14 protein-coding genes and 3 tRNA genes are annotated in these 20,422 nt (G+C 74.8%); 7 read left to right on the top strand and 10 right to left on the bottom strand.

The window, feature by feature from the left end:
* Positions 1–32 precede the first annotated feature (32 nt).
* A complete protein-coding gene (locus ACZ6NC_RS25005) occupies positions 33–986 on the top strand; it encodes an endo alpha-1,4 polygalactosaminidase (protein ID WP_465735988.1) in 954 nt (317 codons plus the stop codon).
* Between the two features lie 42 nt (positions 987–1,028).
* Here ACZ6NC_RS25005 and ACZ6NC_RS25000 read toward each other — a convergent pair whose 3' ends face one another.
* A complete protein-coding gene (locus tag ACZ6NC_RS25000; protein WP_465735987.1) occupies positions 1,029–1,229 on the bottom strand; it encodes a hypothetical protein in 201 nt (66 codons plus the stop codon).
* A gap of 151 nt (positions 1,230–1,380) precedes the next feature.
* On the opposite strand from ACZ6NC_RS25000, the gene ACZ6NC_RS24995 reads away from it, so the two are divergent.
* Positions 1,381–2,343, top strand: a complete 963-nt coding sequence (locus ACZ6NC_RS24995) for an aldo/keto reductase (RefSeq protein ID WP_465735986.1) — start codon at positions 1,381–1,383, stop codon at positions 2,341–2,343.
* 93 nt (positions 2,344–2,436) lie between these two features.
* Here the strand turns inward: ACZ6NC_RS24995 and ACZ6NC_RS24990 are convergent, their stop codons facing one another.
* The 3 genes from ACZ6NC_RS24990 to ACZ6NC_RS24980 all read right to left on the bottom strand — a co-directional run bounded on the left by ACZ6NC_RS24990 (position 2,437) and on the right by ACZ6NC_RS24980 (position 8,206).
* Positions 2,437–3,492, bottom strand: a complete 1,056-nt coding sequence (locus ACZ6NC_RS24990; protein ID WP_465735985.1) for a C40 family peptidase — start codon at positions 3,490–3,492, stop codon at positions 2,437–2,439.
* On the bottom strand, positions 3,489–4,793 hold the full coding sequence (locus tag ACZ6NC_RS24985) for an SPFH domain-containing protein (RefSeq protein WP_465735984.1): 1,305 nt from the start codon (positions 4,791–4,793) through the stop codon (positions 3,489–3,491). Before ACZ6NC_RS24985 ends, ACZ6NC_RS24990 begins: the two co-directional genes overlap by 4 nt.
* A 185-nt stretch (positions 4,794–4,978) precedes the next feature.
* A complete protein-coding gene (locus ACZ6NC_RS24980; RefSeq protein ID WP_465735983.1) occupies positions 4,979–8,206 on the bottom strand; it encodes an Ig-like domain-containing protein in 3,228 nt (1,075 codons plus the stop codon).
* A 337-nt stretch (positions 8,207–8,543) separates the two neighbouring features.
* On the opposite strand from ACZ6NC_RS24980, the gene ACZ6NC_RS24975 reads away from it, so the two are divergent.
* Positions 8,544–8,960 carry a globin domain-containing protein gene (locus ACZ6NC_RS24975; RefSeq protein ID WP_465735982.1) on the top strand — a complete coding sequence of 139 codons (417 nt, stop codon included), beginning with the start codon at positions 8,544–8,546 and terminating at the stop codon, positions 8,958–8,960.
* A gap of 10 nt (positions 8,961–8,970) precedes the next feature.
* Positions 8,971–10,173: a globin domain-containing protein gene (locus ACZ6NC_RS24970; RefSeq protein WP_465735981.1), complete on the top strand. Its 1,203-nt coding sequence runs from the start codon at positions 8,971–8,973 to the stop codon at positions 10,171–10,173.
* 57 nt (positions 10,174–10,230) lie between these two features.
* Here ACZ6NC_RS24970 and ACZ6NC_RS24965 read toward each other — a convergent pair.
* From ACZ6NC_RS24965 to ACZ6NC_RS24955, 3 genes are all read right to left on the bottom strand, one after another.
* Positions 10,231–10,306: transfer RNA gene (locus tag ACZ6NC_RS24965), tRNA-Arg, on the bottom strand.
* Positions 10,307–10,337: 31 nt separating this feature from the next.
* Positions 10,338–10,413: transfer RNA gene (locus ACZ6NC_RS24960), tRNA-Arg, on the bottom strand.
* Positions 10,414–10,621: 208 nt separating this feature from the next.
* Positions 10,622–10,715 (bottom strand) — tRNA-Ser (locus ACZ6NC_RS24955).
* 176 nt (positions 10,716–10,891) lie between these two features.
* Between ACZ6NC_RS24955 and ACZ6NC_RS24950 the strand changes: the two genes are divergently transcribed.
* Positions 10,892–14,590, top strand: a complete 3,699-nt coding sequence (locus tag ACZ6NC_RS24950) for a hybrid sensor histidine kinase/response regulator (protein ID WP_465735980.1) — start codon at positions 10,892–10,894, stop codon at positions 14,588–14,590.
* A gap of 81 nt (positions 14,591–14,671) precedes the next feature.
* Here the strand turns inward: ACZ6NC_RS24950 and ACZ6NC_RS24945 are convergent, their stop codons facing one another.
* Positions 14,672–16,333: a long-chain fatty acid--CoA ligase gene (locus ACZ6NC_RS24945; protein WP_465735979.1), complete on the bottom strand. Its 1,662-nt coding sequence runs from the start codon at positions 16,331–16,333 to the stop codon at positions 14,672–14,674.
* A gap of 229 nt (positions 16,334–16,562) precedes the next feature.
* Here ACZ6NC_RS24945 and ACZ6NC_RS24940 point away from each other — a divergent pair, with 229 nt between their 5' ends.
* The gene (locus tag ACZ6NC_RS24940; RefSeq protein ID WP_465735978.1) at positions 16,563–16,760 is read left to right on the top strand and encodes a hypothetical protein; all 198 of its coding nucleotides are present in this window, start codon (positions 16,563–16,565) and stop codon (positions 16,758–16,760) included.
* Between the two features lie 23 nt (positions 16,761–16,783).
* Here ACZ6NC_RS24940 and ACZ6NC_RS24935 read toward each other — a convergent pair whose 3' ends face one another.
* Both ACZ6NC_RS24935 and ACZ6NC_RS24930 read right to left on the bottom strand, forming a co-directional pair.
* Positions 16,784–18,097 carry a hypothetical protein gene (locus tag ACZ6NC_RS24935; protein WP_465735977.1) on the bottom strand — a complete coding sequence of 438 codons (1,314 nt, stop codon included), beginning with the start codon at positions 18,095–18,097 and terminating at the stop codon, positions 16,784–16,786.
* Between the two features lie 78 nt (positions 18,098–18,175).
* Positions 18,176–19,054, bottom strand: coding sequence for a DUF1906 domain-containing protein (locus ACZ6NC_RS24930; RefSeq protein WP_465735976.1), 879 nt, complete (start codon positions 19,052–19,054; stop codon positions 18,176–18,178).
* A 152-nt stretch (positions 19,055–19,206) separates the two neighbouring features.
* Between ACZ6NC_RS24930 and ACZ6NC_RS24925 the strand changes: the two genes are divergently transcribed.
* Positions 19,207–20,298 carry an EamA family transporter gene (locus tag ACZ6NC_RS24925; protein ID WP_465735975.1) on the top strand — a complete coding sequence of 364 codons (1,092 nt, stop codon included), beginning with the start codon at positions 19,207–19,209 and terminating at the stop codon, positions 20,296–20,298.
* Positions 20,299–20,422: the final 124 nt, after the last annotated feature.

The following is a 20,422-nucleotide window of genomic DNA, read 5'->3' as shown; positions in this document are numbered from 1 at the left end:
GCCGACCTGATCCGACCCGGAGTCCGACTACCGTGACCCGCCGCACCCGGCCCCTGCTGGCCGCACTCGCCCTGACCACCGCCCTGCTGGCGACCTCGTGCAGCAGCTCGGGTTCGGAGGACGAGGACGACCCCTCGGCCGACGCCACCGGCGCCCAGCCGCCCGCGGCCACCGCCGCCCCCGTCCCGGGCACCTCGTCCGCACCCGCGACGACCCCCGGCACACCGGGGACCCCGGACACCCCTGGCACGCCGTCCACACCCGGCACCCCGCCGCAGCCCACCGGCACCCGCTGGCAGCCCGCCCCCGGCCTCGCCTGGCAGTGGCAACTCGGCGGCGGCGTCGACCAGTCGGTGGACGTCCCGGTCTACGACATCGACGGCTTCGAGACCGACGCCGCGACCGTCGCCGCCCTGCACGCCAAGGGCCGCAAGGTGATCTGCTACATCAACGCCGGCTCCTGGGAGGACTTCCGCCCCGACTCCAAGGCCTTCGCCAAGGCCCTCCAGGGCGACAGCAACGGCTGGAAGGGCGAGAAGTGGTTCGACATCCGCAAGCTCGACCAGCTGAAGCCGCTGATGGCGACCCGCTTCGACATGTGCCGAAGCAAGGGCTTCGACGCCGTCGAGCCGGACACCATCGAGGCCTACAACCAGAACAGCGGCTTCCCGCTCACCGCCGACGACCAGCTCAAGTACAACCGCATGCTGGCCGGGCTCGCGCACGAGCGCGGCATGGCGATCGGCCTGAAGAACGACCTGGAGCAGATCCCGGCCCTGCTGCCCGACTTCGACTTCGCCGTGAACGAGGAGTGCGCCCAGTTCGACGAGTGCGCCCGGCTCTCGCCGTTCATCCAGGCGGGCAAGGCGGTCTTCCATGTCGAGTACAAGCTCGGCACGGAGAAGTTCTGCGAGCGGACCAGAGCCCTCGGCTTCAGCTCGATGCAGAAGAAGCTCGAACTGGACGCCTGGCGGAAGCCCTGCTGAACCAGCAGAGCGGGCAGTCCGCCAGGCACTCCGTCGAGAGGGTTACTTGACCGCCAGCCAGATGACGGCGCCCAGAACGGCCAGCGCGACGACGGCGATCACCGCGATCATGCCGGTCCGGCTGCCGCCGCTGCTGCTGCCGTAGGTGGAGACGGAGCCCGGTGCCTGCGGTGCCGGGCTCTCGTCGACGAACGCCCGGAACATCTGGGTGCTGCCGGCGGAGTCGTAGTCGTTGTCAGCCATGGCACGGACTCTAACGAATCCACGGACCCCGCCGACACCCCGGACCCACCTCCGGTCCGTTCCCCCCACCTGTGCGACACACGTGCGACGGGCCTGTGAAGTCCGTCGGGATCACGGAATGCCCGCCCACCCGATCCGGTTGAGTCCCCGCATGACCGGAAACCACAGTGACGCCCCCGGCCGGGTCCGGCTTGGCACCTCCGACCTCGCCGTGCACCCGCTCTCCCTCGGCGGCAACGTCTTCGGCTGGACGGCCGACGAACAGCAGTCCTTCGCCGTCCTCGACGCCTACGCGGCCGCCGGCGGCAACTTCGTCGACACCGCCGACACCTACTCCTCCTGGGTGCCCGGCAACGCCGGCGGCGAGTCCGAGACCATCATCGGCAACTGGATCCGCAGCCGGGGCAACCGCGACGACCTGGTGATCGCCACCAAGGTCGGCCTCCACCCCGAGGCCCGCGGCCTGGGCGCGGCCAACATCAAGTCCTCGGTCGAGGGCTCGCTGCGCCGCCTGGGCACCGACCGCATCGACCTCTACTACACCCACCAGGACGACGACACCCCGGTCGAGGAGTTCGCCACCGCGCTGAACGAGCTGGTGAAGGAGGGCAAGGTCCGCGAGATCGCCGCCTCCAACATCGGCGCCGAGCGGCTCGCCGAGGCACTGGCCTTCGCCGAGCGCGAGAACCTGGCCAAGTACGTCGCCGTCCAGCCGCACTACAACCTGGTCTCCCGCGCCAGCTTCGAGGGCGCGCTGGCCGACGTGGTCGCCGACCACGGCCTCGCCACCGTCCCTTACTACGCACTCGCCTCCGGCTTCCTCACCGGCAAGTACCGCCCCGGCGGCGAGGTCGCGAGCGCCCGCTCCGAGGGTGCCTCCCGCTACCTGGCCGACCCGCGCGGCCCCAAGGTCCTGGAGGCGCTGGACACCGTCGCCGCCGAGCACGGCGCCGAGCTCGCCACCGTCGCCCTGGCCTGGCTGGCCGCCCGTCCGACGGTCGCCGCCCCGATCGCCAGCGCCCGCACGGTCGAGCAGCTCCCCCCGCTGCTGGCCGCCGCCTCCCTGCGGCTCACCCCGGAGCAGCTCACCCTGCTGAACACCGCCTCCGCCTGAGCGCGCGCCGACCGCCGGCTGCCGCACCGCGGCAGCGGCCCCCGACGGATCGGATCCGTCGGGGGCCGCTGTTCCCACCGTGCGGCCGTGTCGCTACGGGCGGCCGAAATGGGTCGGGTAGAAGCCGCTGCTGATGGTCGAGACCCGGACCGTCTTGCCCGGCCGGGGCGCCTCGACGAACTTGCCGCCGCCCAGGTAGATCCCCACGTGGTGGATGCCGGAGGCGCGGCCGGTGTCCGACCAGAACACCAGGTCACCGCGGCGCAGCTGCCCCGCGCTGATCGGGGTGGTGGCCGCGTACTGGTCGTCGGCCACCCGCGGCAGGCTGATCCCGCTGCGCTGGTACGCCTGCTGGACCAGCCCCGAGCAGTCGTAGCCGGACGGGCCGTTGCCGCCCCAAACGTACGGCTTGCCGAGCTGGGCGAGCGCGTAGTCGACCGCCACCTCGACGCTGCCGGAGTCCGGCGCGCCGTCCGGTGCCGAGGCCGGCTCGGCGGGCGAAGCGCCACCGCCGGACTGGCCGGTGCGGCTCAGGTAGATGTCGTAGTGGCTGGTGTACCGCCACTCGCCGCCGCTGTTCTTGAACCAGTACTTGGAGCCGTCCCAGCCCTGCCGCATCCCGGAGGACGCGGCCGCGCCGTTGGAGGCGCCCGCCGTACCGGCCGAAGCGCCGGATCCGCCGGGCTGGGCAGAGGGTTGAACGGGCTCCCCGGTGCGGCCGGCGTAGACGTCGTAGTGGCTGGTGTACCGCCACTCGCCCTTGGCGTTCTTGAACCAGTACTTGGAGCCGTCCCAGCCCTGCTTGCCGGCCGCGGCGTGCGCGGACCCGGCTCCGGCCGTCAGGCCCACCACGCCGGCGCCGGCCAGCACGGTGGTGGCCAGGCAGGTACCTCGCACGGCTCGGTGTATTCGTCCGCCACCGGACGCCCCGGAGGGGCGCGTGGTGCGCGGCCGGGCCGTGCAGTTCGGGCAGGTGCAACCCGTGATCGCGGGGATGCTGCCGAGGCTCTCCTCGAAGCCGATCAGCGCGGCGTCGGCGTCAAAGCCGGCGAACTCCGCGTCGAACTCGGCGAACTCGGCGAACTCCGCGTCGACGTCGGTCCCGAAGCCGGTCCCGAAGTCGGCTTCCGAGCCGGTGGCTATCTTCATGCCGGTCGTCCTTCCTTGCGCCCGGCCCGGGCGGCCGGGGGCGGTACCGAGGCGGCCACTCCGGCCGGGGCGACGAAGGCGACCAGCAGCTGCTCCATCAGGGCGCTGCGGGCGGCCTCGTCCAGTTCGTGCGCGGTGGCGCGCTCCAGCCGGCGGACGGCGAGCGCCGCCGCCTCCACCGCGTCGTCCACCAGCACCGTGCGCAGGCCCGCGTCCAGATCGGCCAGCCGGCGGCGGCGCATCGACTCGGCGACCTCGGGCGCGTAGTCCAACGCCAGCGGCTGCACCGAGTACACCTCCAGGCCCGCCGGGGCGACCTCGGCGGCCAGCGCCCGGGTCAGCTCGTCGGCGAACCACTGGCCGTCGCGCAGCGCCGGGCCGGGTGCCGCGTTGCTGTCGCACGGCAGCGTGGACGCGGTGCGGGTCAGCACCGCCTGCACCTGCTCGCGCAGGTAGCTCTCGTGGTCCTCGATCGCCAGCAACGCGCGGGCGGTGTCCTTGACCCGCCAGACGATCAGCAGCCGGACGACGATCGGCGTGCCCGTCCGGTCGACCACCTTGACCAGCTCGCTGCGCCAGTGCCGCAGCCGAACGTCCACCCGGCGGCGGCGCAGCAGCGGGTTGACCCAGACCAGGCCGGTCCGCCGGACGGTGCCGCGGTAGCTGCCCCAACGGCTGAGCACCCGGGTCTCGCCGCCCGCGTTGGCCAGCAGCCCGGCCAGCGAGAGGACGACCAGCAGGCCGGCGGCGGTGAGGACGGTGACCGACCGGGCGTCCACCTCGGCCCGGCCGCCAGCCCGGGCGGCGGTGCTGCGCACGTCGGGCAGCGCGTCCCAGTACGGGACGACGCCGTCGTGCAGCAGCACCAGCAGGACGGCCGCCAGGCCGACCAGCACCGCCAGCAGGGCGATCCAGCCGGGCAGCGCCGTGGCGCCGTGCTCGCGCAGCGCCTGGTCGGCACGCGGGGGGCGGCGGGAGGTGGTGGCGATGACCGCGCCGGCCGGGGTGGCCTCCGGGACCTCCACGGTCTCCGGGCCCGCCGTCTCCAGCGGGTCCCGCAGGTCGACGGGTGTGGCCGCCGGGCTGGGGACCACCGCCAGCGGCATGGTGGCCGGGCCGCCGTCGACCGGCTTGGCGGTCTTGGGCGCCGCGGTCGCCGCGGTCGCCGCGCTCGCCGGCGTCCTGGTGACCGCCCTCCTGGCCAGCGGGCTGGAGCCGGAGGCGGAACGTTCCGGCAAGGCCGGAGGCAGCGCCTTGGGCGCGTTGTCGGGTCGCTGCGAAGAATCGCGGGTGACGTCCATGCACGGATCCTCGGGTTCAGTGTGTCGCGCAACGGGCGGCCCGGATCTGACGGGCAGTGCCAGAGTCAGGCTAAGTTCATACGTCATCAAATGCGACATTTGAGATAGTGCGTGTCGACATTTCCTGACGAATCATCCGAAGCCGGACCTGACGCGCAGGCACATGAGCGGATGGTCGGGGTGGTTCAGCGCCGCCGCGCGCCGGGGCCGCGGGCGAAGACCCGGCGGGTGATCAGCCCGACCCCGGCGAGCAGGAGCAGGACACCGGCAAGGCCGCCACGCCAGCCGTCCGACCGCGGCCGGTCGGACGCCGCCTGCGACGCCTCCGCCGCGGCCCCGACGGACTGCCCGGCCGGCGGCGCGGCCAGCGCCCGGGAGGTCTCGGCGGACACCTGCCCACCGGGCACGGCCTCCACCGCGTTGGGCGCGACCGCCGGGGCGGCGACCACGGTGGCGGCCGGGGCCGACGAGGGCGCGGACGACGGGGACACGGACGGGGACGCCGGCGGGGCGGACGGAGATGCGGACAGGGATGCGGACGAGCTAACGGTCGGGCTCGGGCTGGGTCTGAGACTCGGGCTCGGGCTCGGGCTCGGGCTCGGGCTCGGGCTGGGTCTGAGACTCGGGCTCGGGCTCGGGCTCGGGCTGGGTCTGAGACTCGGGCTCGGGCTCGGGCTCGGGCTCGGGCTCGGCTTTGCGCCGACCGGGGTGGTGGCCGGGGCTACGGGCACCGACGGACCGACGGCCGGGTCCACGACAGCCGGGACGACGATCGGCAGCAGGCCTGGCAGGACGGGTTCCAACGCGGCCTCGGGGCCGGGGACGGACGGAACGGACGGAATCGACGGGATCGACGGAGTCGGCGGGACCGGCACCGTGGGCGAGACCGTTGGCACGGACGCCGAGGGCATCGAGGACACCGAGGGCGACGAGGACGCCGAAGGCGCCGTCGCCGGACTGGTGGATACGGAGGGCGACGGAACAGCCGGCGAGTGAGCCGTCGGTGAAGCCACCGTCGGCGAAGGCACCGTCGGCGCCGCCGATGACGGCACGACAGGTGACGGAAGAACAGGCACCGCGGGCGCGGCAGGCGACGCCGCCACCGAAGCCGCCGTCGTCGGAGCCACCGGACTCGGGGCCTCGGGACTCGGAGCCACCGGACCCGCCCCCGGCGACGCCGCCGGAGCCCCGGCCGCCGCGACCCGGACGGTGACCGCGTCGGCCGCCGTCCCGTTGCCCGCCCGGTCGGTCGCCGTGACGACCAGCCACTGCTCGCCGTCCGCCAGGTCCCGGGCGGCCGTGCAGCTCCAGCTGCCGTCCGCGGCGGCGGTGACCCCGCAGGCGACGATCCGCTCGGCCGAGGCCGCGCTGCCCGACCGGGCGGCGACGGTCACCTGGGCCCCCGGCTCCGCCCGCCCGGCGAGCTTCGGCCGGGCGGCCCGGACGGTCTCGCCGGCGGCCGGTGTCGTCAGCACCGGCCGGTCCGGCGGGACGGTGTCGACCACCAGTGCGGCAGGCCGCCCCGGCGTCCGGTTCCCGGCGGCGTCGACGGCGGCCGGGGTGAGCTGGTGCCGCCCGTCCGGCAGGTTCTCGACCGGCAGGCAGGACCAGCCGCCGTCCGGCCGAACCGCCGTGCTGCACAGTTCGGCGGTGGCGCCGCCGCGGGCCCCGGCCGGCTGGTCGGAGACCGAGACGGTGCTGCCCGGCTCCCCGGTGCCGGTCAGCTGGAGCCCCGGGTCATTGGTGTATTCGGGGAGGCTGAGCACGGGGGCGGCCGGCGGCGCGGTCCTCACGGTGATCCGGACCGGTTCGCCGCGCAGCACCACACCGCCGCTGGTGGTCTCGACCGGGGTGAGGCTGTGCGCCCCCGCGCCGAGCGGGCTGCCCGGCCGGCAGGACCAGTCGCCGCCCCTCTCGACCCGCGCCTTGCAGACCACCGCGTCGCCGTCCCGGACCTCGACCGTCGCACCGGCCACCGCGCCCTCGCCGCGCACCTGCGGGCGGGCGTCGGAGACCACGGTGCCGTCGACCGGGGTCACGATCTCGGGCCGGGCGGCGCCGACGGTCAGCCGGATCCGCTGGTCGGAGACCTGCCCGGAGTCGGCGAAGCCGCCGGCCTGCACCAGCTGCGCCGCGTCCCGGCCGATCCGCAGCCGGGCCCAGCTCTCCCCGGAGGCGGCGTTGGTGGGGACGGTCCACTCCAGGGTGGCGCTGTCGGCGCCCTCCGGGATCTCGGTCTGCACCCGCTCGACGGGGTCGAACCGCCCGTTGCGGTCGAAGTCGATCCAGCCGGCCAGGGTGGCGGGCGCGCCGCTCACCGCGACCGGGACGGTGAGCCGGTAGTAGCGGCCGATCGCCGCCTCCGCCGGATAGCTGACGGCCGGGTCGGCGCCCTGGTACTCGCCGCGCCCGGGCTGGAGCTGCGGCGGTGCCGGGTTGGACCAGACACTGCGCCGCGCGGCGCCGTGGTCGAGCTGGACCAGCGGCTCGTCGGCCGCCCCCCGCGCGATGGCGGCGGGCCGCCGGGCGAGCCGGGCCGCAGTGGTGGCGTCCGCGCCGAGGAAGAGGTCGGAGAGCAGGTGGGAGGCGTTGCCGTAGCCCTGCGGGGCGGTCCCGACGCCCTCGTCCAGGGTGATGGTGGACGCCAGGTTCAGCGGCTGCGGTGCCGTGGTGGAGCCGGCCCGGGCGGTGGAGCGCTGCTCGACCCGGAAGACGGCGGTTCGGAACGTGCCTGCCAGTTCCAGGCTGCCCTCGGCGGCGGACCCTGCCGCGGCGTCGGTGCTGCCGTCCGCCCCGGCGGGGGCGAGGGCGTTGCCGTCGACCGTCCAGCCGGGCCAGTCGGTGCGGTTGACCAGGGTGGGGGCGCTCGGCGAGCCGCCGGTGAGCGTCAGCCGGGTCGCGGTGCTGGTGGTGCCGCCTTTCCCGGCGGCCATTCCGGTGAGTCCGCTGAGGTGCAGCCGGGGATTCCGGACCGGCCGGGAAAAGCCGAGCCGAAGGGTTCCGACGGTGCGCCAGGAACCATCCGTCTGCGGACGGTCCGCCGCGATCCGGAAGGCCTGTGCGGGATCTCCGGGCCGGACTCCGTCCGTATAGAGGGCGGCTGCCCGGCCTCCTCCGGCCCGGTCGGCCAATTCTCCCGGTTCGGCCGCGGCAGCCACGCCGGGAGCGGCGGAGAAATCGAGCTGGACGGCGAGACCGGAGGGCAGGACGGCGCGGTGCTCTCCCGACCAGGTGTCAGGGGACTGCTGGGCCGCGGAGAGCGGCGGGTTCCAGCCGATCAGCAGGCCGGCGGCCAGGGCCGCCGAAGCGCCGGCCGCCGCCGGCCGGAGCCTTCGCACCCCTCCTGCCCGGGCGCCGCGCCGGTGTGGGGCCGGGGCGGACAGGGCGGCGTCGTGGGGAAACTGTCGGCTCATCCGGCTCTCCTTCGGGATCGGCTGCCAGGGGCCGGTGGCCGGTGACCGGCGATCAGCGGCCGGCAGTCTGGGCACAAGATCTGACAAAACGGAATCACGATCCTGGGCCGGTCATACTGCGACACCTGTGCTCTTGGTCGCATCCCACCCGATTGGCGGTCATCCGACCGGCAGGACAGGATGTACCCGAAAGGGATGTATTTCATCCATTAGGCGGCATATCGAGGCGAATACCGGCGAATACCGGTGATTCCAACCGGATGCGGCTGTCCGGTACCTGACTATTCACCGGGCCGCCCTGTTCGAATTACCCGGCCGCTCAGTAGAGTCGGGGCCCGTGACTATTGACCCCGTTCTCGTCAAGAGCAGTTTCGCGGTCGTCGAACCCCAAGGCCCCGCCGTCGCCGGGTACTTCTACCAGCATCTGTTCGAGCACAATCCCGGTGTCCGCGGCCTCTTCGCCGAGCACCTGGACGAGCAGCAGGACCGGCTCTGGGCCGCCCTCGGCGCGCTGGTCACCCACCTGGAGGACACCGACACGCTGGTCGGCATCCTGCGCGACCTCGGCGCCCGGCACGCCGGGTACGGGGCAGCCGCCGACCACTTCCCCGCCGTCGGCGCGAGCCTGCTGGCCACCCTGGCCCACTTCGCCGGGGACGCCTGGACCCCGGAGGCCGAGGCCTCCTGGACCGCCGTCTACGGCGTCGTCGCCGACACCATGGGCGAGGCCCTCACCATCGCGCAGTCCGCCTAGCCGGGTCGCGGTGCCCTTCGACCCCGCGGTCATCCGCGCCAGCTTCGCGGTCGTCGAGCGCCGCGCCGACCACATGGCCAAGTACTTCTACGCCCACCTGTTCACCCACAACCCGGGGGTGCGGGCGTTCTTCCCCGCCGAGATGGCCGAGCAGCGGGACCGGCTCTTCGCCGCACTCACCCAGATCGTGCTGCGGCTGGAGAGTGCCGAACAGCTCACCGGATACCTCCGGGCGCTCGGGCGCGATCACCGCAAGTTCCAGGCCGCGCCCGAGCACTACCCCGCCGTCGGGGCCAGCCTGATCGCCGCCGTGCGGCACTTCTCCGGCCACTCCTGGACGCCCGAGACCGAGAAGGCGTGGACCGAGGCGTTCACGGTGATCGCCCAGGTGATGACCGAGGCCGCCGCCGACGTCCCGGTCGACGCCCCCGCCTGGTGGGAGGCCGAGGTGGCCGTCCGGCGCCGCGCCGCCGCCGACATCACCGTGCTCACCCTCGCCCCGATGCGCCCGTACCCGTTCGTCCCCGGCCAGTACCTCACCCTCAGCAGTCCCCGGGCACCGAGGGTGTGGCGCCCGTACTCGATCGCCAACGCCCCGCGGCCGGACGGCAGCCTCGACGTGCACGTCCGCCGGGTGGCCGGCGGGCTGCTCAGCACCGCGCTGGTCGACGACGTCGTCCCGGGCGAACTGCTGCGGCTGGGGCCCGCGCTCGGCGACGCCGTACTCGACCCGGGCTCGCACCGGCCGCTGCTGGCGGTGGCCGGCGGCACCGGCTGGGGGCAGACCCTGGCGCTGCTGGAACAGCTCGCCGCCGAACGGGCCACCCGCCACGTCACCGTGGTGCTCGCCGCCCGCTCGGAGACCGAGCAGTACGACCTGGCCGCCGCCGAGCGGCTGCTCGCCCGGCACGACCGGCTCCGGGTGCTGCTCGCCGCCCCCGCGCCGGGGAACAGGCGGGACGACGCGATCGGGATGGTCCACGACATGCTGTTGCGGCACGGCAACTGGTCCGGCTGGGACGTCCACCTCAGCGGGCCGCCGGACCTCGCCCCGGCACTCGCCGAGCTGCTGGCCGGCCTCGGCGCCGACCCCGGCCGGATCCGGCACGACCCGGTGCCGGTGACCTTCAACCGGACCCGGCCGCTGACCTCCTCCGACTGGTTCCTGGACCAGCGGGACGTGCCCTGGATCAACCGCACCGAGCTGGGCTGAGCCGCGGCGGCGCCGGAAACGGGAGAAGCCCCCGGCCGGTGGCCGGGGGCTTCTCTCTGGTGCGCTCAGCAGGATTCGAACCTGCAACCTCTTGATCCGTAGTCAAGTGCTCTATCCGTTGAGCTATGAGCGCAAGTGCCGGGCGGACCCGGTCTTGCGGGGTTTGGTGCGCTCAGCAGGATTCGAACCTGCAACCTCTTGATCCGTAGTCAAGTGCTCTATCCGTTGAGCTATGAGCGCTCGCCCTGGTGAAGGTGCCACCGGGGCGGTGCGGGGACAACATTACATGACCTGCGACGCGGGGCGAAATCGATTGATCCGGGCACCCCCGGGCACCGTGCCGGGCCCGCGCCGGCCCTGTCCGGGCCGCCTGCCGGAGGCACCCCGACGCATCCGGCCCGGACATGCGAAAAGCCCCGCCGACGTGAACGTCGACGGGGCTCGCGACTGGCGGAGGCTGAGGGATTTGAACCCTCGATGGGCTTTAAGACCCAAACCGCATTAGCAGTGCGGCGCCATAGACCGGACTAGGCGAAGCCTCCCCACATGAACCGCGCCCGCGTGGCGGACCCGCTCCGTGTGCCAGTGATGATGCCACAACCCAAGGGCTCGGCACCAACCACCGACAACGTTACTAGGCGGGTCGTCCCCGCCGCAAAGAAGAATGAGATACTGCCGTCTCCGGAGGAGCTGCCCTGAGCCGAGGAGACCTGTCGACGTGAGCAGCAGGCCGATCCGAGGCGCTGCTCGCCTCGCCGCCATACTCGACGCCCTGCCCGACGCGTTGCTGCTGGTGAACAGCAACGGGACCGTCGTCGATGCCAACAACGCAGCCGTCCAGGCGCTCCAAGCGCCCGGCACCTCGCTGGTCGGCATGGGCGTACTCGACCTCTTGCCCGAGTTCGACCCGAGCCGGATCCCCGGCTCGATGCGGCCGACCCCGCGCGAGGACGACGCCCTCGACCGCCCCGTTCGGATGACCGCCCGTCGCACCGACGGCACGACCTTCCCGGTCGAGGTCTCCGGCAACGACTTCGCCGACGACGGCGCCTCCGGTGAGGGCCGCGGCTACGCGCTCTCGCCGCTCGTCCCCTACGACCCGTACCGCGAGAGTTCCCGGTCCTCCTCCGGCAGCGACCTGCTCCTGCTGCTGGTCCGCGACCTCTCCAGCCGGCTCGGTGTCGAGGCGGAGCTGCGGCGCCAGCACAAGCAGACCGAGATGATCCTGCGCGCCGCCGCCGAGGGCGTGCTCGGCGTGGACCTCGAAGGCCGCTGCGTGCTGGTCAACCCGGCCGCCGCGCACATCCTGGAGTACCGGGCGAGCGAGCTGGGCGGGCGCGAGCTGCACCCGCTGATCCAGCACTCCCGGGCCGACGGCACCCCGCTGTCACTGGAGGAGTCCGCGCTGCTGGACACCCTCACCTCCGGGCGCAAGCACCGGGTGCGCGGCACCGTGCTCTGGCGCAAGGACGGCCGGCCGGTCACCGTCGACCTCACCACCGCCCCCGTCCGGGACGGCGACCAGCTGGTCGGCGCGGTGATGACCTTCACCGACCGCAGCCGCGAGCTGGCCCTCGTCGCCCGCAACGAACACCTCACCGCCGTCCTGGAGAGCGAGCTGGGCGGCGCGCTGACCGCGCTGCACCGGCGGATCGACGCGCTCGCCGCCGACCCGGCCGGCCAGCTCTGGCCCGAGGCCAACTGGACGCTGCGGCGGCTGGCCGACGAGTGCCGCCGGTTCGGCAAGCTGATCGACGGTGTGCTCGCCCACCAGCGCTCCGAGGCGGGCGAGGCTTCGTCCGGGTCGGGACCGGGCTCCGGACCGGGTGGTCCGGGCGACGGCAGGGACGGGGACAAGGGCGACGGCAAGGGCGGCCGGAAGGCCCCCGAGCGCGTCCCGGTCGCCCTGGACAAGGTGGTCCGGCGGGCCGTCGAGCACGCCGGCGAGCTGGTCGGCGCCGGCCGGGTGCGGTTCTCCGTACACGCCGCCGCCGTCGAGGTGATCGCCGACGAGCAGCGGCTCGCCCAGGCGCTGGCCCACCTGGTCGCCGACGTCAGCGGGGTGGCGCTTTCGCTGGACGCCCCGCCAGCCCTCCCCTCCCCCGGCCTGGCCGCCCCCGGGCCCGGCATCGCCGCCGGGGCGACGCTGCCGCCCACCGACGGCGACGCGCCGATGGTGGTGCTCGCCGCCGCCCAGCGCGGCGACGTCGCCCGGGTCGAGATCCGCGGCCCCGGCCGCGGCGGCAGCCCCGTCCACCTGCCGATCGCCCGCGCGGTGGTCGAGCGGCACGGCGGTGTGCTCCAGCCGCACGAACTGCCCGGCAAGGCCGGCACCACGTACGTCGTCGAGCTGCCGTTGGACCCGGTCGCGGCGAAGGCCGCCGCCGAGCGCGCGTCGGCCGAGGGGCGGTCGGACCGTCCCAAGGAGACCGACTCCGCCGTCCTGCCCGACCTGCCGGGCATCCCGCAGCTGCCCACCGCGCGGCACCCCGAGGACGACGCCGAGGCGGCGCCGACCAGCGAGGGCCCCAAGCCGGTGGCGGAGCAGCGGGCGGACGAGCAGCCCGCCGAGGAGCCGGTGGCCGAGCGGCGCGGGCGCCGCGGCCGACCGGCCACCGAGCAGCCGCCCGCGCCCCCCGCCGCGCCTCCCGCTCCGGCGGGTGACGCTCCCGCAGGAGCGCCCGACCAGTGGCCGCACGCCCCGGCGCGGGTCGAGCGGGCCGTCCCCGACCAGTGGCACGGCACCGGCAACGACCCCGCATACGGGCGTCAGGGCCTCGGCGGCCCGACCGCCCAGCCGACCGACCCGTGGGGCAAGGACGACGGAAGGTCCGGCACCGCGTACGCCGTGCCGGTCGACGGTCTCGACACCGCCGGCGACCGCCCGGAGAACCACCGCGCCGCCGAGGCGGGCACGGCCGGTCCGCGCGGCCCGCTCGCGCTCGGGCCGGCACCCGCGGCCGAGACCGAGGCCCCCGGCACGCCGGCGGGCGGGACTCCCGTGGACGGCACCCCGGCCACCGGCACTCCGGTCGACGGGTCCCAGGCCCAGGGGACCCCGGCCGACGGCACGCCGGTCGGCCCGGAGAGCGGCCAGGCCGACGGCGGCCAGACCCCGAAGCCGTCCCGGCGGCGCCGGGCGCTGCCGGCCAACGAGGACTCCTCCGGCGGGTTCGCCCTCCCCGGCGTCCCCGACCCCGGCACCGTCTACCCCGGTCTGGAGCACGCGCTGCCCGCCGGGCCCGCACCCGCGCTGCCCGAACCAACCGCCGCCGCACCGACCGGCCGCCGCCGCCGGCTGGCCGTCCCGCCCGGCCCCGGCGCAGAGGCCCAGGAGCCTTCCGCCCCCGGCGCCGCCTCCACCGCACTGGCCCCCGCCCGGCCCGCGCTGCCCGCCCCCGGGTCGGAGGGTCCGGCCACGGCCGGCCAGGGCGACGGACCGCGGCCCGTCGGCACCGGCCTCGCCGAGCTGGCGCCGCCGCGTCCGCTCCAGGCTCCGGGTGTGCCGGGTGGCCCGTCCGCCCTCGCCCCGGAGGCCCCCGCCCCGGCCCGGCCGGCCGGCGCGCCGCAACTGCCCGCCGTACCGGAGGCCCGGCCCGCGCCGCGGCCGATGGCCGAGCTTCCTGCCGCCGGTCACGACGACCCCGCCGAGCACCCCGCGCTGCCCGCCCCCGGCGGGGACGGCGGCCCGCGCCGCCTGCTGGTCTGGCCCGAGCCCGACCCGGCCACCAGGCAGGCCCTCCAGGACCGCGGCTACCACCCGGTGATCGTCCGCTCCCGCGAGGAGGTGGACGCCCAGGTCTCCGGCTTCCCCGCCGCGCTCTTCGTCGACCCGCTGACCGGCCCGATCACCCGGACCGCGCTGCAGTCGCTGCGCACCGCCGCGCTCAACAGCCGGGTCCCGGTGCTGGTCACCGCCGGCCTCGGCCAGGCCACCCGGGACGCCGCGTACGGCGCCGACCCGGCCGTCCTGCTGCGCGCGCTCGCCCCGCGCGACGGCGAGCACCACGCCCCGCGCGTCCTGCTGGTCGAGGGCGACCCGGACATCGCCGCCGCCATGATCAGCAGCCTGGAACGGCGCGGCATGCACGTCGAGCACGCCGTGGACGAGAACGACGCCGTCTCCCGGGCCAGCAGCGTGCAGCCGAACCTGGTGGTGATGGACCTCTTCCAGATCCGGCGCCGCCGGGTCGGCCTGCTCGACTGGCTGCGCACCAACGACCGGCTGCACCGCACCCCGCTGGTCGTCTACACCTCGGTGGACCTCGACCCGCGCGAACTGCCCCGGCTGCGCACCGGCGAGACGGTGCTCTTCCTCGCCGAGCGCTCGACCACCGCGGACGTGCAGTCGCGGATCGTCGACCTGCTCGGGCGGATCGGCGCCATGGGCGAGGCGGGCGTCCCGGCCGCCGGGTGAGCGCCGGCGGACGTGCCTGAGGGCCGGTCACCCCGTGCGGGGTGACCGGCCCTCAGCTGTACTCCCGGCCGACTCCGTCGGCTACTCCTTGCCGAGCACCGTGACGTCCAGCTCGTCCGCGGCGTAGTGGGCGCGGATCACCTTCTTGTCGAACTTGCCGACCGAGGTCTTCGGCACCGACTCGACGATCGCCCAGCGCTCCGGCAGCTGCCAGGAGGCGATCCGCCCGGCGAGGAAGGCGCGCAGCTCCCTCAGGCCGGCCGTGGCCCCCGGCCGCAGCACGACGGTGGCCAGCGGCCGCTCGCCCCACTTCTCGTCCGGCACGGCCACCACGGCCGCCTCGGCGACCTCGGGGTGGGCCATCAGCTGGTTCTCCAGGTCGACCGAGGAGATCCACTCGCCGCCGGACTTGATCACGTCCTTGGCCCGGTCGGTCAGGGTCAGGTAGCCGTCCGCGGTGATGGTGCCGACGTCACCCGTGCGCAGCCAGCCGTCCTCGGAGAACTTGTCCTCCGGGCGCTCCGGGTCGTGGCCGGCGCCGCCGTAGTAGGCGCCGGCGATCCACGGCCCGCGCACCTCCAGCTCGCCCGCCGCGACGCCGTCGTGCGGCATCCGCTCGCCGGCCGGGCCGATCAGCCGGGCCTCGACCGAGGCCGGGAAGATGCCCTGGGTGACCCGGTACGGCCACTCCTCCTCCGGGGTGAGCCCGCCGGGCGGCTGGGCGAAGGAGCCGAGCGGCGAGGTCTCCGTCATCCCCCAGGCGTGCACGACCCGGATGCCGTGGCGCTCGTCGAACCCCTGCATCAGCGACGGCGGGCAGGCCGAGCCGCCGATGACCACCATCCGCAGGCTGGAGGTGTCGTAGTCGCCCGCGTCCAGCTCGTCCAGCAGGCCGCTCCAGATCGTCGGCACGGCGGCACTGACGGTGGGCTTCACCCGGGCGATCATCTCGGCCATCGGCTTCGGCTGGAGGAAGCGGTCCGGCATCAGCAGGCCGGCGCCCGACATGAAGGCGGCGTGCGGGATGCCCCAGGCGTTCACGTGGAACATCGGGACGACCGGCAGCGCGATGTCCCGCGGGGTGAAGGCGAAGTTGTCGCCGGTGTTGACCTGGAGACAGTGCAGGTAGACCGAACGGTGGCTGTAGAGCACGCCCTTCGGGTCGCCGGTGGTGCCGGAGGTGTAGCAGAGCACGGCGGCCTGGCGCTCGTCGATGTCGGTCAGCCAGGGGTACTCGGCCGGCCGGCCGGCGATCAGCTCCTCGTAGTCGTGCACGGTGCCCGCGAAGCCCGCCAGCACCGACCGGTCGCCGGGGCCGCTGACCACGATGTGCTTGAGCGTCGGGCCGAGCTCCGGGAGGACGGCGGCCAGCAGGGGGAGCACGGTGCCGTTGGCGATGATCACGCGGTCGGCGGCGTGGTTGATGATGAACGACAGCTGGTGCGCCGGGAGCCGCAGGTTCAGCGTGTGCAGCACCGCGCCCATCGACGGCACCGCGAGGTACGCCTCCAGATGTTCGGAGTTATTCCACATCAGAGTTGCGACCCGGTCGTCCCCGGTCACTCCGAGCTCGTCCCGCAGCGCACACGCCAGCCGCGCGGCCCGCGCCCCGACCTCGGCGTACGTCCGGACCACCGGGCCAGTGCCGTCCCAGGTGGTGACCGTCGACCGCCCGTGGATGGTGGCCCCGTGGGTCAGGATCCGGGCGACGGTGAGCGGTACGTCCTGCATCGTGCTGAACACGGGTCCTCCTTGACCGGGCGGCACTGCGGCTGCGACTGCGGCGCCACTACTCGTCGGTAACGCGGGCAGTCGAGCCCGATTGTGCCTCTCCACCCTCCCCGATGTCAGCATTCCGGCTCCGTTGCACGGATCACGGATTCACCGCGGCACCCCGCTCCCCGCGCGGGGACGCCCGGGCGCATCCGGCTGCAGCACGTCGGGGCGGCAGGGGCGGGCGATACTGATGGGCATGAGTGGCAGAGATGAGGACCGCCGGGCCGACCGGGGGGCGGGCGGGTTCCGGGTGCCATGCCCCTGCTGTTCCGGCGGGGTGCGGATGCGGGCACGGCTGGGGGTGCGGGCGGACCGGTCGGGCACGGGGCACATCTCGGAGACCTGCCAGGACTGCGGGGGGCTCGGCTGGCTGACGCTCGCTCTGAAGGAGTAGCGGGCAGGCCGGGTGAGGCCGGGTCAGGCCTGACCGGGGCGGTAGAGGCGGACGCAGTGCTGGGGCTCCGGCGTGTAGGCCGGGTCCAGGACGTAGCCCTGTTCGGCGGCGATACGCACGACCTGCTGAGCCCCGGCCCCGCGGTAGGTGGCCAGGTTGATCTCGGTCCGGCGCGGCAGGAGCGGGGTCGAGGCGCCGGCCTGGGGACCGGTTCGGCGGGCCAGGACGCGGCGGATGTGGCGCTCCCAGGCGGCGGCGCTGCCGGTGAACTCGGCCCGGAAGACGCACGGGCCGACCGTCCAGCGGGCGCCCCAGCGGTTCCAGTAGTCCGGCTCGGGGCGGTTCGCCCGGAAGGTCAGCAGGGTGAGCAGGCCGAACACCGGCACGTAGACGAACTGCAGCACGAACATGAACGGCAGCAGCACGGCCGGGCGGGTCGGCCGCGGGCCCCACGGCGTGCCGGGGGCGGCCGGCGGGTCCTGCGGTCCGGGGGCGTACGCCGGGGCCGGGACGGGGAAGGTGCGGTGGATCCAGATCCGGTCCGGGTCGAGGACGGGCTTGCCCTGCCAGCCGTACCGTTCGGCGAGCCGCGCCACGCCGGCCGCACCGAGACCCCGGTAGAGGCGCACCGGGAACTTGAGGGACATCACCCGGGTGAAATCGTCGCGGACCTCACCGTCGCCGGCGGCGTGCTTCGCCTCGGCGGCGCGGATCCGCCGTTCGAGGATGGGCGTGAGGTAGCGCTCCCAGACCTCCGGACGGCCGGAGAGTTCGGCCTTCAGGCGGCGCGGCGGGATGAAGGTGCGATTGACCTTCAGCCAAGCGTCGGACTTGGGCGCGGACGGGCCGCTGGCCCCGCTCCAGAGCAGGATCACGAGCAGGGCGACCAGCGCGGCGATCCAGAGCGGCGCGTAGATCCACTGAAGGGTGAACTGGATCAGCACGGCGGTCCGGCTGCGGCGGGGCCCCGGGCCGAGGTGGCCGACGTCCAGGGGTGCGACAGGCGGCGCGGCGGGCGCGGGCGCGGGCGCGGGCGCGGGCCGAGCGGGCGTCGGCATTGGCATTGGCATTGGCGTGGGCTGAGCGGGGATCGGCTGCGCGTAGGGGGCGGGCTGCGCGTACGGGCCGGGCTGCGGGGTGCCCTGTGCGTAGGGGTTCGGCTGCCCGTACGGGTTCGGCTGCGGCACGCCCTGCCCGTACGGGTTGCCCTGCGCATACGGGTTCGCCCCGCCCTGCGCGTACGGGCCGGGCTGCTGACCCCCCTGCGCGTACGGGTTCGGCTGCGGCGCGGCGCCGTGCCCGCCCGCGCCGCCGTAGTACCCCTGACCTTCCGACACGCCCGTACCCCTCCCCGTGATCGAGCTCTGCCTGCTCGAGTCGACGGGACACCCTATCCGCCCACGGCTGCCGGGGCGTCAGCCCGCCAGCGGGGCGTCGACCTGATCGCGGTCGATGGTGAGCGTGGCGCCGCCGTACGTCTCCTCGACGTTGCCGTGGTACTGGTGGACGCGCTGGCGGTCGGCCCAGAGGTCGGGGGTGAGGGCACCGCCGCCGGCCGTGTCGGCCTGGTCGTTCCAGCGGGCGTACCAGAGGGTGTCGGGCAGCGGGGAGCTGCCGGCGCGGGCGGCGGCGGCGAGGTCGGCGATGCCGGAGTCGAGGCTGGAGTAGAAGCCGGACCGGTAGCCGGCGTTGTGCAGGCCCTGGGTCCAGCCGAGGGCGAAGTCGACGACGGCCTGGCCGCAGACCGGGTCGTGCAGCGGGTACGCCTCGATGTCGAGGAAGACCGGGCTGCCCTTGCCCAGCCCGACGGCCTTGAGGCCGCGGACCGCCTCTGCCGCCTCGTCCCGGCCCTGCTGGGCGGCCCGGGCCGGGTCGATGCGGCTCGGCTTGCCCTTGAGTTCGCTGCACGGCGCCTGGAGGCCGACGTGGACGGGGAGGAACCGCCAGCCCATCGCCCGCGCCTGGCGGACCCACTCGGCGGTGAGCCTCGGCTGGGCGCAGCCGCGCTGGGCGCCGCTGGTGTAGATGCCGAGCGCGCCGTACGGCGAGGTGCCGCGCCAGGCGCGGAGGGTGTCGAGCGGTGGGGCGGTGCAGGCGTCGAAGGCGGCACCGCTGTAGAGGTCGCGGGTGCGGACGTTGGGGGGCCCGGCCAGGTCGGGCAGGACGGTGGCCCGGATGCGGGGCACGGCGGCGGCCACCGGGGCGGTCGCCTCGGCGCTCACGTCCGTCCCGTCGATGGCCAGCAGGAGGACGAGGGAGGCGGCGGACAGGGCCGCCGGGCGGAGATAGCGCACCCGGCCTTGATACTGACGGACCATCGGACGAATGCGGCAACCGCGCCGCGGACGCCGGAGAAGCTCACCCTTTCGGTCGCACCCGTCCGCATCCGTCCCGATTTTTGTAACGAGCTTGCCCCCACCTGACTCCTTACGGCAAACTCGCCAGCATGCCCACGCCCCACCCCAGTGAAACCATCGCCCCGACGCCGGCCTCCGCCGTCGCCGAGGCCCTTGCCATGCCGCCCGCCCCCCAGGGCGAGCCCGCCGGCGAGCGGGGCAGCTGGCGACGAGGCGGGGCGCCCGGCTCCGAGACGCCACCAGGCACGGCCCCCGGCCGGCCCACCGGCCGGCGGTTCCCGAAGTTCCTGCGGCGCCCGATGGGGGACCCCCCGGCCGAAGGCTGGGGGAGGATCCCGGCGCCGCTCCTCTGTCTGGCCGCGATGTTCCTGGTCCAGCTCGGCATCGCGCTCTCCAAGCCGCTGTTCGGCCCGCTCGGGGTCAGCGGCACGACCTTCCTCCGGCTGGGCTTCGCGGCGGTGATCCTGCTCGCCGTCACCCGGCCCCGGCTGCGCGGGCGCCGTCCGCGCGACCTGGCCGCCGCCGGCCTGCTCGGCATGGCCTCCGCCGGAATGACGCTGCTGTTCGCCGGGGCGATCGACCGGCTGCCGATGGGCACCGCCGCGACCATCGAGTTCCTCGGGCCGCTGACGGTGGCGCTCGTCTTCGCGCGCCGGGCCAGCCACCTGGTCTGGGCGCTGCTGGCGGCCGGCGGCGTGGCGCTGCTGACGCTGCTCGGCGAGGGCGGCGGGTCCTCGCTGGACCCGGTCGGCCTGGTGTACGCCTTCGGGGCGGCCGCCTGCTACGCCGCGTACATCCTGTTCACGGACAAGGTCGGCGCCGCGTTCCAGGGCTTCCAGGGGCTCGCCGTCTCGATGACGGTGGGCGCGCTGACGCTGGCGCCGTTCGGGCTCGGCCAGGCCTGGGACGGGCTGACCGCACCCGGTGCCTCGCCGCTGACGCTGCTGCTCTCGGTGGCCGGGGTGTCCCTGCTGCTGCCGGTGATCCCGTACGCGCTGGAGATGACGGCGCTGCGACGGATGCCGCAGCGGGTGTTCAGCGTGATGGTGAGCCTGGAGCCGGCGGTCAGTGCGCTGGTCGGGCTGGTGGTGCTGGGCCAGCTGCTCGGTGCGGCGCAGCTGGCCGGGATCGGCTGCGTGGTGGCCGCCAGCGTCGGGGCCACGCTGACCGGTCGGCGCTGAGCCGGACCCGGCGGGGTGCGCGGGGGCACCGGGTGAGCGGCTGGTCGGCCGGGCGGCCTGCGCCGGGCGGCGGGCCGGCCGGCGCCCGGTGAGGCGCGGACCGGTCCCGGTCGGCGCCTCACCG

The organism is Kitasatospora sp. NPDC041988 (assembly GCF_055588525.1).
Note: the sequence above shows the minus strand (reverse complement) of the source record. Positions and strands in the feature narration are given on the sequence as shown.

What these genes read in the sequence shown, in the direction of transcription:
- ACZ6NC_RS25000 (WP_465735987.1), bottom strand. Translation starts at nt 1,229, where the DNA reads ATGGCTGACAACGACTACGACTCCGCCGGCAGCACCCAGATGTTCCGG.
- ACZ6NC_RS24985 (WP_465735984.1), bottom strand. Translation starts at nt 4,793, where the DNA reads ATGGACGTCACCCGCGATTCTTCGCAGCGACCCGACAACGCGCCCAAG.
- ACZ6NC_RS24940 (WP_465735978.1), top strand. Translation starts at nt 16,563, where the DNA reads ATGAGTGGCAGAGATGAGGACCGCCGGGCCGACCGGGGGGCGGGCGGG.
- ACZ6NC_RS24990 (WP_465735985.1), bottom strand. Translation starts at nt 3,492, where the DNA reads ATGAAGATAGCCACCGGCTCGGAAGCCGACTTCGGGACCGGCTTCGGG.
- ACZ6NC_RS24995 (WP_465735986.1), top strand. Translation starts at nt 1,381, where the DNA reads ATGACCGGAAACCACAGTGACGCCCCCGGCCGGGTCCGGCTTGGCACC.
- ACZ6NC_RS24980 (WP_465735983.1), bottom strand. Translation starts at nt 8,206, where the DNA reads ATGAGCCGACAGTTTCCCCACGACGCCGCCCTGTCCGCCCCGGCCCCA.
- ACZ6NC_RS24925 (WP_465735975.1), top strand. Translation starts at nt 19,207, where the DNA reads ATGCCCACGCCCCACCCCAGTGAAACCATCGCCCCGACGCCGGCCTCC.